Annotated in this window: 14 protein-coding genes and 1 pseudogene; 8 read left to right on the top strand and 7 right to left on the bottom strand. The window is 70.7% G+C overall.

Annotated features, from left to right (window positions below):
• Nucleotides 1–103: 103 nt before the first annotated feature.
• The 3 genes from IO36_RS03360 to IO36_RS03350 form a co-directional block, all read right to left on the bottom strand.
• A complete protein-coding gene (locus IO36_RS03360; RefSeq protein WP_037615836.1) occupies nt 104–1,996 on the bottom strand; it encodes a serine/threonine-protein kinase in 1,893 nt (630 codons plus the stop codon).
• A gap of 65 nt (nt 1,997–2,061) precedes the next feature.
• A complete protein-coding gene (locus IO36_RS03355) occupies nt 2,062–3,219 on the bottom strand; it encodes a Gfo/Idh/MocA family protein (protein ID WP_037615835.1) in 1,158 nt (385 codons plus the stop codon).
• Between the two features lie 125 nt (nt 3,220–3,344).
• Nucleotides 3,345–3,908 carry a PadR family transcriptional regulator gene (locus tag IO36_RS03350; RefSeq protein ID WP_037615834.1) on the bottom strand — a complete coding sequence of 188 codons (564 nt, stop codon included), beginning with the start codon at nt 3,906–3,908 and terminating at the stop codon, nt 3,345–3,347.
• Nucleotides 3,909–3,991: 83 nt separating this feature from the next.
• On the opposite strand from IO36_RS03350, the gene IO36_RS03345 reads away from it, so the two are divergent.
• Nucleotides 3,992–4,384, top strand: coding sequence for a nuclear transport factor 2 family protein (locus tag IO36_RS03345; protein WP_037615832.1), 393 nt, complete (start codon nt 3,992–3,994; stop codon nt 4,382–4,384).
• A gap of 248 nt (nt 4,385–4,632) precedes the next feature.
• On the top strand, nt 4,633–4,968 hold the full coding sequence (locus IO36_RS03340) for a four-helix bundle copper-binding protein (protein WP_037616177.1): 336 nt from the start codon (nt 4,633–4,635) through the stop codon (nt 4,966–4,968).
• A gap of 309 nt (nt 4,969–5,277) precedes the next feature.
• Here IO36_RS03340 and IO36_RS03335 read toward each other — a convergent pair whose 3' ends face one another.
• Nucleotides 5,278–5,853 carry a histidine phosphatase family protein gene (locus IO36_RS03335; protein WP_037615830.1) on the bottom strand — a complete coding sequence of 192 codons (576 nt, stop codon included), beginning with the start codon at nt 5,851–5,853 and terminating at the stop codon, nt 5,278–5,280.
• A gap of 243 nt (nt 5,854–6,096) precedes the next feature.
• Here IO36_RS03335 and IO36_RS03330 point away from each other — a divergent pair, with 243 nt between their 5' ends.
• Together IO36_RS03330 and IO36_RS03325 are read left to right on the top strand one after the other, a co-directional pair.
• The gene (locus IO36_RS03330; protein ID WP_037615828.1) at nt 6,097–6,318 is read left to right on the top strand and encodes a CbtB domain-containing protein; all 222 of its coding nucleotides are present in this window, start codon (nt 6,097–6,099) and stop codon (nt 6,316–6,318) included.
• Nucleotides 6,319–6,550: 232 nt separating this feature from the next.
• On the top strand, nt 6,551–7,741 hold the full coding sequence (locus tag IO36_RS03325; RefSeq protein WP_037615826.1) for an acyl-CoA dehydrogenase family protein: 1,191 nt from the start codon (nt 6,551–6,553) through the stop codon (nt 7,739–7,741).
• Here the strand turns inward: IO36_RS03325 and IO36_RS47915 are convergent.
• Both IO36_RS47915 and IO36_RS49275 read right to left on the bottom strand, forming a co-directional pair.
• Complete coding sequence (locus IO36_RS47915; protein WP_245173107.1) at nt 7,639–8,181, bottom strand: hypothetical protein; 543 nt, start codon at nt 8,179–8,181, stop codon at nt 7,639–7,641. The two genes, IO36_RS03325 and IO36_RS47915, sit on opposite strands and share 103 nt — an antisense overlap.
• 88 nt (nt 8,182–8,269) lie before the next feature.
• A pseudogene (locus tag IO36_RS49275) lies at nt 8,270–8,749 on the bottom strand (carboxylesterase family protein); the annotation flags it as partial.
• Nucleotides 8,750–8,782: 33 nt separating this feature from the next.
• Between IO36_RS49275 and IO36_RS46640 the strand changes: the two are divergent.
• A complete protein-coding gene (locus IO36_RS46640) occupies nt 8,783–9,016 on the top strand; it encodes a hypothetical protein (protein ID WP_158997178.1) in 234 nt (77 codons plus the stop codon).
• A gap of 13 nt (nt 9,017–9,029) precedes the next feature.
• Nucleotides 9,030–9,773 (top strand): hypothetical protein, encoded by a 744-nt coding sequence (locus IO36_RS03315; RefSeq protein WP_037615821.1) that lies wholly within the window; start codon nt 9,030–9,032, stop codon nt 9,771–9,773.
• Nucleotides 9,774–10,530: 757 nt separating this feature from the next.
• Here the strand turns inward: IO36_RS03315 and IO36_RS03310 are convergent.
• Entirely contained in the window at nt 10,531–11,517 is a 987-nt protein-coding gene (locus IO36_RS03310) for an alpha/beta fold hydrolase (RefSeq protein WP_037615819.1), read from the bottom strand.
• 162 nt (nt 11,518–11,679) lie between these two features.
• Here IO36_RS03310 and IO36_RS03305 point away from each other — a divergent pair, with 162 nt between their 5' ends.
• The gene (locus IO36_RS03305; RefSeq protein ID WP_037615815.1) at nt 11,680–12,309 is read left to right on the top strand and encodes a helix-turn-helix domain-containing protein; all 630 of its coding nucleotides are present in this window, start codon (nt 11,680–11,682) and stop codon (nt 12,307–12,309) included.
• A 149-nt stretch (nt 12,310–12,458) separates the two neighbouring features.
• Nucleotides 12,459–12,929 (top strand): hypothetical protein, encoded by a 471-nt coding sequence (locus tag IO36_RS03300; protein WP_037615813.1) that lies wholly within the window; start codon nt 12,459–12,461, stop codon nt 12,927–12,929.
• The last annotated feature ends 96 nt before the right edge of the window (nt 12,930–13,025 follow it).

Genomic DNA, 13,025 nt, shown 5'->3' with positions numbered 1-13,025 from the left:
GGCCTGTGTCTCCTCACGTACATCCCCAGCAACACGCGCATCACGCATGTGAACGGCGTCGGACCGGTGGGCAACACCCTTGAGCGGCAGCCGACTTGGCCGCTCAGTCCTCGGCCGGCATCACCCGGGTCACCTTGCCCTTCAGGTCGGCCTCCAGATAGCCGCTCGCGTAGTCGTCCGTGAGATAGACGGCAAGGCCCAGCGGGGTGTCGAACGTGTCGTCGGCCGCGCGGACCAGGACGTAGCGCAGGGTCGGCCGCTTTACGTTCAGGTCCTTGTCCGCCCGCTTCAGCAGGGCGGGAAGGACGTCCCAGTCGAAGGCGTCGAGACTGAAGGGGCGGTCGCCGCCGATGATGGAGCCGCTGATGATGCCCTTCTCGACGCCCTGGCCCGGGCGGTAGGTGTAGCTGTCGTACTTGGTGTTGCTGCCCTTGACCATGATGTCGACGGAGACGTAGGTCGGATAGACGGAGAAGGAGCCCGCGCGGTTCGTGCCGGTCGCGGCCTTGATCTCCTTCACGGCCTTCCGGACGCCGTCCGGGGTGAGCAGGTCCGTCTTCGTGTCGGCCTGGGCCGCCGGGGCCGAACGGGACGGTTTGGAGGAGGGGTTGGTCGTCCTGGACGAGGGGCCCGTCGTCCTGTTGGAGGTCGCGCCGGACGAATGGGAGGGCTTCCCGTTGTCCTTGTCGCCCCCGTCCGGCAGTTGGGTCCACACCAGGACCCCCACCAGCACGGTCCCGACGGCGGAGGAGGCGATCGCCAGGCGGTTCCTCGCCCGGCCCGGCCGCGCCGTGGTCGGCAGCGTGGGGCCCGCCGGGTAGGGAGTCGGCGGGCCGAAGCCGGGAGCCGAAGGGTGGCCCGACACCGTCCCCTGGCCGGGCGTCGACCCGTAGCCCGAATCCGTTCCGTGGCCGGGCGTCGACCCGTAACCCGAATCCGACCCGTGGCCGGGTGCCGACCCGAAGCCCGCAGCCGCTCCGTGGCCCGAAGCCGCCCCGTAGCCCGAAGCCGGTCCGAAGCCCGAGGGCGGTCCGTAGCCCGGGGCCGGTCCGGAGCCGATCGGGGCGGAGCGTACCGGCGTCGTACCTGGGGGAGGCGCCAGCCTGAACGACGTGGCCCCGTCCGCCCCGGCGGGGGCACTTCGACCCGTGGCGCCGTTCTCGATCGCCTCCCCGAGCAGCCGGTCCGCGGTGGTCACGTCCGCCCGGTCGGCCGGGTTCTTGACGAGCACGGCGTTCAGGAACCCGGTCAGAACTCCGGCCCGGGCGGGCGGCGGAAGTTCCTCGCTCAGCATGGCCGCGAGTGTCGCGAGGGTGGTTCCCCGGCGCAGCGGGTGATGTCCCTCGACGGCGACGTACAGCATCATCGCCAGCGACCAGAGGTCGGAGCCCGGGTCGCCCTCGCCGCCGGAGATGCGCTCGGGCGCCATGTAGTCGGGCGTGCCGATGATGGAACCGGTCACGGTCAGGGCGGCCGAGTCCCTGATGGTGGCGATGCCGAAGTCGGTGAGGACGGGACGTCCGTCGGGCCGCAGCAGCACGTTGGCGGGCTTCACGTCCCGGTGCTGGATACCGACGTCGTGGGCGGCTCGCAGGGCTGCCAGTACCTCGCGGCCCAGCCGGGCGGCGTCGACGGGCGCCATCGGCCCCTTCTCGAGCCGGTCCTGAAGCGATCCGCCGGTCACCAACTCCATGACGAGCCACGGATACGTGTACTGCCCGCCATCCACGACGTGATGGATGGTCACCACATTGGGGTGTTCGACGCGGGCGAGCGCCCTTGCCTCGCGCAGGACGCGAGCCCGCAGCATCGCCGCCGCCTGCGGATCGTATTCGGCGAGCCCCGGATCGGGCGGCCGCACCTCCTTCAGTGCCACGGCCCGGTCGAGGACCAGATCGCGCGCACGCCACACCGTGCCCATACCGCCGCCGCCGAGCCGTGTCTCCAGCTCGAAGCGCCCCTCTATGACCCGTCTGCCGGAATCCCCCTCGTTCATGGCCGGAAGCCTACGAGATGGCGGTGACACGGACACACTCAGGTGACGCGCCCCTGTGCGGCCGGCTACGACTCGAGCGTCACCCACGCCCCCGAGGCCGCCGAGCGGGCCATCGCGTCCAGCGCCGTCGCGCTGCGCACCGCGTCGGCCGGCGTCGCACCGTAGGGCCTGTCGTCGGCGATGGACCGCAGGAAGGCGTGCGCCTCCACGACCTTCAGGTCGTCGTAGCCCATGGGGTTCGCCGCGCCGGGCTGGAAAGCGGCGAAGTCCCCGGCCCCCGGACCGACGTACACGGTGCTGACCGGCTGGTCCTGGTACGACGTCCCCCGGCTGACGCCGAGTTCGCCCATGCGGCGGAAGTCCCAGAACACCGCGCCCGTGGTGCCGTGGATCTCGAATCCGTAGTTGTTCTGCTCGCCCACCGAGACCCGGCACGCCTCCAGGACGCCGCGTGCGCCGGAGGCGAAGCGCAGCAGACAGGTGACGTAGTCCTCGTTCTCGACCGGGGCCGGCTCGCCGCCCGCCGCGCGGGTGTGACCCGCCGTCGCGCCGGCCGGGCGGGCCCGCAGCGGTACGAAGACCGCGGTGTCCGCCGTCAGCGCCTCGATCTCGCCCACCAGGAAACGGGCCAGGTCGACGCCGTGCGAGGCCAGATCGCCGAGGACGCCACTGCCGCCGCGCTCACGCTCGTAGCGCCAGGTCAGCGCGCCCTCCGGGTGGGCGGCGTAGTCGCTGAGGAGGCGGATGCGCACGTGCGTCACCTCGCCGATCTCGCCCGCTGTGATCAGCTCGCGGGCCGCCATGACGGCGGGAGCGTTGCGGTAGTTGAAGCCGACCGCGCCCCGGACCCCTGCCTCGGCCACGGCCCCCGACACCGCCCGGGCGTCGTCGGCGGTCAGCCCCACCGGCTTCTCGATCCAGATGTGCTTGCCGGCCTCTGCCATCGCGACACCGATCTCACGGTGCAGGAAGTTCGGCGCGGTGATGCTCACGGCCCCGACACGCGGATCCGTGGCGATCTCCCGCCAGTCGCGTACGGCGGTGGCGAAGCCGTACCGCTCGGCGGCCTCCTCGGCCCGGCCGGGCACCTCGTCGGCGACGGTGACCGGTTCGGGCCGCAGGGGGAGGTCAGGGAAGTGATGGAGGACGCGGGCGTAGGCCTGGGTGTGCACCCGCCCCATCCAGCCGAACCCCACGACAGCGACACCAAGCGTACGCACCACGACCGCCCTCCTCAGCACCTGGACCGATGTGAACAGACCACAGCATGCTCACACCGAACCGGCCCGAATCGTGCCGAACCGCGACGGATCCCGTTCGCGACCAGGCAAATGCGCGCGGGCCGCGATCAGCGGGCCGCAGCCGCCCGCTGTTCCAGTACCCGCAGTGCCCGCTCCGCCCACTCGATGATGGCCTGCTCGAAGGCGCGTCCCCCCAGCAGCGTGAGATACGGGCCGACGCGTTCGGCACCCGCGAGGTATTCGTCCTCGGTGCGCCCGTCGAGCAGCCGGGACCCGATCCGCTCGTAGTGGGCCAGTTTGGCGCGTGCCGCCTCCAGCCGTTCGGCGATCGCCGTCCGGACGGCGTCGGCGTCCCCGACCTCGAGCGCGTACACCTTGACCATCAGCTCGTCGCGGATCGCGGTGGGCTTCGCGGGACCGGAGGTGAAGGAGGCCAGGGCTTCGAGCCCGGCCGGGGTCAGCGAGAACACCCGCTTGTTGGGCCTGCGCTCCTGCTGCACGAGCCGGGCCTCGATGAGCCCGTCGGACTCCATCCGGTCGAGTTCCCGGTACAGCTGCTGCGGGGTCGCCATCCAGAAGTTGGCCACGGAGGCGTCGAACCCCTTGGCCAGGTCGTAGCCCGACGCCTCGCCCTCCAGGAGCGCGGCCAGTACCGCGTTGCGCAATGCCATCCGGCAAGGCTAGACGGCCCGCGCCCACAGGACTAATCTAATCCGCACCTAGTCAATTAATTGAGTAAGAGAGGTCGGGTGTCATGAACTCCTTCCGCAAGGCCGTGGAGGCCGGGGACCTCGACGCGGTCGAGGAGCTGCTGGCCGACGACGTCGTGTTCACCAGCCCCGTCGCCTTCAAGCCGTACCCGGGCAAGCCGATCACCGCGGCGATCCTGCGCGGTGTGTGGCGCGTGTTCAGCGACTTCCGCTACGTCCGCGAGATCGCCGGTGCCGACGGCCGCGACCACGCGCTGGTCTTCACCGCGAAGGTGGGCGACAAGGAGATCAACGGCTGCGACTTCCTGCACTTCGACGAGGAGGGCCGCATCGACGAACTCATGGTGATGGTGCGCCCGTTGTCGGCGGCGCAGGCGCTGTCCGAGGCGATGGGGGCGCAGTTCGAGCAGATCTCCCGGGAAGCGGCCGGCGCCTGAGGATCCCCCCCGCCCGCGCCCTGGGCGCCTGAGGATCCCGTCTCGCGCCGTTTGAACCGGCGTCCTGCGGCAACCCGCTTGTCGTGGCGACGACTTCACGGGCGACTTCACGAGCGGGTTCATCGCGGGCGACTTCGGCACAGGGGGATTCCGGGCAAGAGGCTTCCGAGCAGGCGGTCTCCGGGCCGAAGCCCCCTTCGTCGGCGGCTGTTCGGCAGGAGGCTTCGCAGCAGGAGCTCTTCCGGTTCCTGGAGGACCGCTTCGCGTGCGCTCAGGCCTGCGCCGACTGCGCCCGGTCGTCCGCGCTCCGCGCGAGCATGATGGACCCCGGCGGCCCGAAGAAGCGGGAGTCCGCCCGGCGTTCGGGCATCCTCTGCGCGGAGGTGTGCGAGGCGACCTGTCATGTGCTGTCCCGGCAGCCGGCGCAGGACGAGCGGACCGTCCGCGCCCAGGTGGAGTGGTGCCGGGACGTCTGCCTGGAGTGCGCCGAGGCCTTCGACGGATGCCCCGGGGCCGAGGCCGCGGCACGCACATGCCGTGATTGCGCGCAGGCTTGCGAGGACTTCATCGCCACGCTGGGCTGAGGTGCGGAGTCACCTTGTCCGCTTGCTGGAATCGCCGGCCGTGCGGGCACTGGTCAGTGGTGCGAGCCCCGGTCCGGGCCGGCGGGCCGGACTTCGGTAGCGCCCTCGAGTGTCGCCCTTGGGGAGCGGCCGAGGGGCCGGAACCCCCGGGCGGGCGGCTCGAGCCGGCCGGGGGTGGGACCCTCAGGCCGACGGGCGGTCGGCACGGACGGAGGCCCTCAGACGTCAGGCCTACGGACGGCCGGCCCTGACGTCAGGCCTACGGACGGCCGGCGCGGACGTCACGCCCACGGACGGCCGGCCCTGACGTCAGGCCAGCGGGCGGCCGGCGCGGAGGTTCCAGCGGCCCGCGCGCCCGCTCAACTCCGTGACGGTGAGCGGCGGTACGTCCACGCGCCAGAACGCGGACTCCGGCGCCCCCAACACCCGTACCACCAGAGCCCGTACGACCTCGGGCTCCACCACGGCGACGGTCCTGCCGTCGTGTTCGGCCGCGAGGTCCAGATACCCGGCGACCCGGTCGCAGAACGCCCGCACCGACTCCCCGTCGTGCGGCGCCGACGTCGGATCGCCCAGCCATCGCGCCACCGCCTCCGGCTCCTTCTCACTCACCTCGGCCAGCGTCGTCCCGCGCCAGCGGCCCACGTCCAGCGGCGCCAACTCCGTTGCCTCGGCGCCGCCTTCGAGGCCGAGCGCGGCCGCGGTCTGCCGGCACCGGACGGTGGGGGAGAGCGACAGTCGCCCGCCGGCCGGAACGGCGCCCGCGTCGGCCGCCGTTCGGGCGGCCCGCAGCCCCGACGCGTCCAGCGGGCTCCCGTCGTCGAAGCGGGCCTCGCGCAGCGCCTCACCGATCGCCGCCGAAACCAGGAACACTCGGGTCGTCATGCCGTCATTCTCACAGGGCGCCGGGGGCGTGCGCCCTTGGCCGGGGTGCTGCTTCGCGGTACGGTCACGTGGATATTGACGACGGTTCGGCGGAAGCCCGGTGGAATTCCGGCACGGTCGCGCCACTGTGAGCCCGGCGCACGCCACCCCGGCCAGGGGCGGGGACGTGGGCGAGTCAGACCCGTGGCTGTCGTCCAGTGCACCACCGAGATGGGACGCGAGTTCCCCAGGAGGTTCTGCCCCATGGCGCAGTCCGTCGTCCAGCCGACCGTCACCCCCGCCGCCGTTCCCGTCAAGCTGCCGATCCGCGCGATCGTCCCCTGGGCGGCCTTCTTCGGCATCCTGATGCTGGTCCTGCTCTACTTCGTCGGTGCCGAGCAGGGTGCCACCTCGCTCGTCTCCGGCGAGAACGTCCACGAATGGGTGCACGACGCCCGCCACCTGCTCGGCTTCCCCTGCCACTGACGGCACCGGGGAGCGCGCGAGGGGCGGCACACCGCAACGGCCGGTGACCCGGCCCGTACGAGGGGGCGGTACCCGGGAGACCGGGTGCCGCCCCCTCGTCGTCGACGGCGAACACCCGGCCGCTCTCCTCGCTCACCCGCCCGCCCGAGTTCTGCGCCGTCGGCATTCCCAATTTCTGTAACACGTTCTACGGTGTGCGCCGTCAGGTCGGGCCCGGGTGGCAGGAGGCGCCGTGCATCTCGAATACACGCCGGAACAGCAGCGGCTGCGGACCGAACTTCGTCTCTACTTCGCCGAGTTGGTACCGGACCACGCCTACACCCGCTACGCGGACCCGGCGTCGCAGAAGCGCTTCTACCGCGAGACCATCCGACGCCTCGGCGCGGACGGCTGGCTCGGGGTCGGCTGGCCCGAGGAGTACGGCGGGCGCGGTCTGAGCCCGATGGAACAGTTCATCTTCTTCGACGAGGCGGCCCAGGCCGGGGTGCCCCTGCCGCTGATGGCGCTCAACACCGTGGGGCCGACCATCATGCGGTTCGGCACGCAGGAGCAGAAGGCGTACTTCCTGCCGAGGATCCTGTCCGGCGAGATCGACTTCGCCATCGGCTACAGCGAGCCCGGCGCCGGGACGGACCTCGCCGCGCTCAGGACCAGGGCGGTCCGCGAGGGCGACGAGGAGACCGGCCACTACACCGTCGACGGCCAGAAGATCTGGACGACCAACGGCGACACGGCCGACTGGGTGTGGCTCGCGGTGCGCACCGATCCGGACGCCCCGCCGCACAAGGGCATCACCATGCTGCTGGTGCCGACCTCGGACCCCGGCTATTCGTGCACGCTCATCAACACGCTCGCCTCGCACGACACGACGGCGAGCTACTACGAGAACATCAAGGTGCCCGCCTCGCGCAGGGTCGGCGAGGAGAACAAGGGCTGGCGGCTGATCACCAACCAGCTCAACCACGAGCGCGTCACGCTCGCCGCGCACGGCACCATGGCGATCCGGGCCCTGCACGACGTCCAGCGCTGGGCGATGGAGACCAAGCTGGCCGACGGCCGCCGCGTGGTCGACCTGCCGTGGGTGCGCCGCCTCCTCGCCCGCACGCACACCCGGCTGGACGCCATGAAACTCCTCAACTGGCGCATGGTGAACGCCGTCCAGGAGGGGACGCTCACCCCGCAGGACGCCTCCGCGGTCAAGGTGTACGGCTCCGAGGCGCGCCGGGACGCGTACGCCTGGCTGATGGAGATCGTCGGGGCCCCCGGCGTCCTCAAGGAGGGCTCGGCCGGCGCGGTCCTGCACGGAGAACTGGAACGGGGCTACCGCTCGGCCGTGATCTTCACCTTCGGCGGCGGCAACAACGAGATCCAGCGGGAGATCATCTCGTGGATCGGCTTGGGGATGCCACGGGTCCGGCGGTAGGGCGTTGTGTGACGAGGCTTTTTAGTTGGCACAAAAGCGGGATGGTTGGCACCGAATCGTCGGCACGGACTGGAGGGTAGCGGGTCTGGCTTGCAGGCTGTCTGAGGCTGCTGACCTGATGCTTTCTCAGGGCTGGTGAGGTTCGGGCATGCCGGGCGTTCTTGTCTTCTACTGAAGGGCAGGGCGGTGCCGAGGTAGTCCCACGGGTAACCGGGGTCGTTGACGCGGGTGGCGCCGAACGGATAGTCGCTGTTGCCCAGTCTCCAGATCGGGGTGAAGGACGGCCCGTCCTTCTCCGCGAACTCGTAGGCATAGGTCTTGGTGTCGGCGGCGAGCCGTTCGCGCAGTGTCTGGTCCTGGCAGGTCCTCTGGCCGCTTTGGATGGCGCCCGCGGCCACGGAAGGCGACCAGTAGTCCTCGACCGGGTAGGTGGCCTTCACTCGATCCGCGCCCTGCGCGTAGATCGGGTCGACGAGATCGTGGACCTCGTCGGCGGTGAAGGGGATGGCCGAGGTGGTCGTAGGCGCTGAAGACGCCCCCTTGGGACTCGTCGGAGGTGCCGCCCACGACGATCGGCAGATCGGTCAGCTTCCGTTCCTTGAGCAGGGCCAAGGGGTCCTTCGGCAGTACGGCGGTGCCGTAGACAAAGGAGCTCTGGGCGACCTTTTGCCGGGCGGCAAGTAGGTCGGCGGGGCTCTTCGCCCGCAGACAGGCGAGCTGTCCGGAGTCGTCCGGGCAGTTCAGTTCAGTGGCGAATCGGTCACCGCTGTCGGCAGCCTCGGTCCCTGTCCGTAGGGGTGAGTTGCAGCCGCCGTTCTGCAGGGCCGCCCGGTCGACCGCTCGTTGGAAGCCCGCCGTCTCCGCCTGACGGCCGCCCAGGCCTACTGGCTCCGGCACGGCCCGTGAGACCCGCCGCACTTCGGAACGGACAACGCGACTTCCCACCACTCGACCGCCGCGCCTCCAGGAAGACCGGGTCTGCTCGGTGACCGTCGACGCGAACTTCATGGCGACCACGGCACTGGCGTCGACAACGCGGCCATGTCTGCTGTCGGCCGTCGGCGGAGACCAGCTCGGACGGAGCGCGAGCATCTGGACCCGGTGGTCCAGCACTGGAACCGCGAAGGACGCTTCAGTGACAGGGCGGCGCGCAACGGCTTCTACAACAACACGGATCATCTGGAACCGATGGACTGGAGCGAGAACTCACGCGGCGGTGGCCGTATGACGGACACCTACATCCAGGAAGTCGGAGAGGGCTACTCATGCACCTGATCGTGGAGGAACCATGGACATCCGTGCCGTAGTGAGCGGCTTCCGCGATGTGGAGTCGCTTCCCGGCCTGGCGGACGCCTGGCACTGGTCACCCGCTCCGGGGATCGACTTCGCGGGCGCGCTCTCCGCTGACGGCCGGCGGCTGCTCCAGCTCAGCGCCCGCAATTCGTACGACCGGGAACTGGCTGTCGCCACACTGGCGTTCGCGCGGGAGCACGAGGAGGACATCTTCGCGGGCCGTCCCCATCTGGGCTCGGCCGGCGGGTTCGTGGCGCCCGGGGGAAGGCGGTTCGACGTGGTGGCGGGAGTGGGGCCGCAGGTGCACGGCTTCTACCGGGTCGAGAATCCCGACCTCACTCCGCACGTCCGCCTGACGTTTCCCGCCCATTCCTGCGAGTTCTCCGGAGACGAGACCCTCGAAGAGGCCGTCTCCCGGTACCGCATGCTCAAGATGAACAACTTCGACCGCGAACCTCTCCCCTTTCTCAAGATGCGCTACACCAATACGCGCACCCGGGGCCGGAGCGGCAACCCGGGACGCGGCCTGACCGAACCGAAGCGCCTGCTGGAGGAGCTTCGGCTGATGGAGGGCGGTGAGGGCAGCTTCGTCGAGTTCGAGAACCGTCACGGCAAGGTGTGGCGGGTCGAGTGGCACGGGGCGTGGTTCATCGCGGAATGGGACACACCGGACGGCCGGCCCCGCGAGATCGAGGGCGAGGACCTCCTGTTGTTCGCACAGAGCCGGTTGACCGAGTAGGCCGTGCCGAATCCCCCGGGCCGCCACTTTCCTTTCCCGCACACTGCTTCCTCAGGCGTGCGCTTCGGACCCGGCCTTGCCGCTGCCGTTCTGCTCGACGCCGTCGTCGTCCGATGCCTCATCGTTCCCGCGACCATACCGATGCCCGGCACATGGGTCTGGTGGCTCCCTGCCCCACTGGCCCGAAAACTGCCCAAGGCGCCCATCGAGTGCCCTGAGCAGAGCCGGCAGCGACTCAACGCGGCTCGGATCACCATCAAACCACCGTCACTTCCGCAGCCGGCGGTCAGGGCGAAGAGGTGCATCGAGCCGACCGCGGTCGAGCGTGCCGACGGGCACCGGGGGCGGGCGGCGGCGATTCGGACGACTGGGCGGTGATTGAGGACATCCCGTTGTGACCTGCGGTGTACCAAAGTGCCAACCATCTTGCTGATTTCATGCGGCCAGCCGCTCAAGCCACTTGGCATCGGTGCAGGTCACGAACGTGACCTGGTGCCAACTATCGAGCCTGGTCACACGTTTGCGCGACGAGGACTTCTGGTTGGAACTCGCGCGGTCCAGTTGGCACCAGCGAGCCGAAGGCTCACAAGACCGCTGGTGAGCCGACGCAGGGTGGTTGTCACATGGGCACGCTTGTTGTCATCGGCGTCGTGGAGTGCGTGCGGGGCGGCTGTTCGGCATCTGCGGGCGGACGGGCACGCGCCCATCTAGGCCCACCCGGAACGCACCGCCAGGCTGCCCGGGTAGCTCGCCTGGTTCAGTGCTGGAGCGTGGCGAGCCAGTCGGTCAGCAGGCTGTTGACCTCGTCGGGGCGTTCCTGCTGGATCCAGTGGCCGCAGCCGTCCAGGAGGTGGGAGGCGGACAGGGCGGGGAGGGTGGTGGGGTAGGCGGCGATGGCGTCGGCCATCCAGGTGGTGGAGGCGTCCCGAGTGCCGCCGATGAACAAGGCGGGCTGTTCGATCGAGGCTCCGCGGTGGGGTGCGAGGTCTTCCCAGTCGCGGTCCATGCTGCGGTAGCGGTTGAGGGCGCCGGTCAGGCCGGTGCGCTCGAACTCCCCGGCGTAGACATCGAGGTCCTCCTCGCTCAACCAGGCCGGGAGCGGGCCGGCGGGGAAACGGTCGCGCAGCTGACGGCCCGGGGAGACGAAGTGCGGGCCGGGCTCGCCCTCGGCCGGCATGGTGTCGGCTGACAGGGCCGCGTAGAAGCCTGCGAGCCAGCCCCGGACGTCGGGCTCGATCTCCGCTTCGACGCGGCCGGGCTCCTGGAAGTAGGAGACGTAGAACTCCTGCTCGGGGCCGCCGATCCGGCTGAAGATGTCGGTGGGCCGGGGGCCGCCGGGCGGCGCGTACGGGACGCTCAGCAAGCCGACCGCGCGGAAGACTCCGGGGTGGAGCAGGGCGGAGGCGGCGGCGATGTTGGAGCCCCAGTCGTGGCCGACGATCACCGCGCTTTCCTCGCCGAGGGCACGCACGACGGCGACGTTGTCCTCCACCAGGTCGAGCATGCGGTAGGCGTCGGTCGCTGCGGGCTTGGAGGAGCGGCCGTAGCCGCGTACGTCGATGGCCACGGCGCGGTACCCGGCCGCGGCGAGGGCCGGGAGTTGGCGGCGCCAGGAGTACCAGGACTCGGGGAAGCCGTGCACGAGCAGGATCAGCGGGCCGGTGCCCTGCTCTGCCAGGTGCAGGCGCCCGGCCGGGACCTCGACGGTGCGGTGGCGCAGTACGGCGGTCGGCTCGGATCGCATGGGGGACTTCTCCTCGGTTCGCGGGCGGCCGGCGGGTACCCGTCGATCATGCGGTGCGGTGGCCACTCGGCGCGATCAGCGTTGCCATTCTGGCAAGCTTGCAGGACAGGGCGATGAAGCGGCACGCGGGGACGGCGGCCACGGCGGGAAGGAACGGGGACGGTGGCAGATGACGACGTGGCCCGGACGCTGGCGGCGATGGGGCCGCGGCTGCGGGTCGTGCGCGAGCGCCGTGGTGCCACCCTCGCCGATGTCAGCCGCGCGACCGGCATCTCGCCCAGCACGCTGTCGCGGATCGAGACCGGCCGGCGCAAGCCCACCCTGGAGGTGGTGCTGCAGCTGGCGAAGGAATACGCCGTCGCCCTGGACGAACTGGTCGGCAGCGCACCCGTCCCCGCGGCCGAGCCCCGCAGCACGGCGCCACGCAGCCTCGGCGACGACAAGGCGGTGGTGCCGCTGACCCGGTACGTCGGCGGCCTGCACGCCCACAAGCACGTCCTGCCCGCCGTCGCGGGGCCGCCCGGGCGGTCCCGGCAGGTGTCCCACGAGGGTTATGAGTGGCTGTGCGTGCTGTACGGGCGGTTGCGACTCGCACTCGGCGGCCAGGACCTCGTCCTGACGGCCGGGGAGGTCATCGAGTTCGACACCCGCGTCCCCCACGCGGTCGCGAACGCCGGATCCGACGGACCGGTCGAGTATCTGATCATGTTCGGGCCCCAGGGCGAACGTCCACGGCTGCGCACCCCTCCAGCCGCCGGCCGCTGGACTGGTGACGGACGGGCTGCCGAATGAGCGGTTGTGACAAGCCGCGTGCCTCGTGGGTGACAACCACGCTGCCTTGTTCGGTTCCGGTCGCACACCTGAAGGCTTCTCCGCAAATCCCCGGCTCCGTAGGCGCGGGGCTGGCAGGATGACAGCTATGACCGCATACCGAAAGGCCGATGCCGCGTAGACGGCCCGGTGCCCTGCGCGCCCGGCGTCAGGGTCCTCGCGTCCGGGAGGACCCGCCGCCGAGCCGGATCCACGGGCTCTCCGCCCGTACCAGCCTGGCGATACATCGAGTCGAGGGCCTCTCGAGCGACTACTACGTCTTCCCCGGCGCCACGGTCCGCGCGCTGCGGCGCTATCGAGCGTTCCTGCAACCGCCGGGGCGGCGGCCCTTGTATCCCCAGGACACGCACTGCTCGTGCCGCGGATGTTCCTTCCGCGATGTGCGGCATGCCCGCGACGTCCTCGAGGAGGTTCTGCAGCGGCTGCCCCCGCGGCCCAGTGCCGAGCTGAAGCGCCAAGTGGCCCACTTGGACGCCGTCTACCTCGAGCGCACGCTGCCGGACCCCTTCGCCCGTCGCAGGCAGTGGCGTGCCGACCTTTGGTGGCGGCGCCGCCTCACGGTGGGCGGAGAGACCGTGTGAGGCCAAGCCAGGGCGGTGGCTGATAGAAAGTTGTGGGTTGCAGCCACCGGAAAGTCCTGGGGTGGCCGGTTGTCCGGTGGTTCGGGGTGTCCATCA

Origin of the sequence: Streptomyces aureus (assembly GCF_000725495.1) — a bacterium.
In the GTDB taxonomy this organism is placed as follows: Bacteria; Actinomycetota; Actinomycetes; order Streptomycetales; family Streptomycetaceae; genus Streptomyces; species Streptomyces aureus_B.
The sequence above is the reverse complement of the archived record's forward strand: the minus strand, read 5'-3'. Positions and strand labels throughout refer to the sequence as shown.

What these genes read in the sequence shown, in the direction of transcription:
- IO36_RS03315 (WP_037615821.1), top strand. Translation starts at nt 9,030, where the DNA reads ATGGACATCCGTGCCGTAGTGAGCGGCTTCCGCGATGTGGAGTCGCTT.
- IO36_RS03360 (WP_037615836.1), bottom strand. Translation starts at nt 1,996, where the DNA reads ATGAACGAGGGGGATTCCGGCAGACGGGTCATAGAGGGGCGCTTCGAG.
- IO36_RS03330 (WP_037615828.1), top strand. Translation starts at nt 6,097, where the DNA reads ATGGCGCAGTCCGTCGTCCAGCCGACCGTCACCCCCGCCGCCGTTCCC.
- IO36_RS46640 (WP_158997178.1), top strand. Translation starts at nt 8,783, where the DNA reads ATGTCTGCTGTCGGCCGTCGGCGGAGACCAGCTCGGACGGAGCGCGAG.
- IO36_RS03300 (WP_037615813.1), top strand. Translation starts at nt 12,459, where the DNA reads ATGCCGCGTAGACGGCCCGGTGCCCTGCGCGCCCGGCGTCAGGGTCCT.
- IO36_RS03345 (WP_037615832.1), top strand. Translation starts at nt 3,992, where the DNA reads ATGAACTCCTTCCGCAAGGCCGTGGAGGCCGGGGACCTCGACGCGGTC.
- IO36_RS03335 (WP_037615830.1), bottom strand. Translation starts at nt 5,853, where the DNA reads ATGACGACCCGAGTGTTCCTGGTTTCGGCGGCGATCGGTGAGGCGCTG.
- IO36_RS03310 (WP_037615819.1), bottom strand. Translation starts at nt 11,517, where the DNA reads ATGCGATCCGAGCCGACCGCCGTACTGCGCCACCGCACCGTCGAGGTC.
- IO36_RS03350 (WP_037615834.1), bottom strand. Translation starts at nt 3,908, where the DNA reads ATGGCATTGCGCAACGCGGTACTGGCCGCGCTCCTGGAGGGCGAGGCG.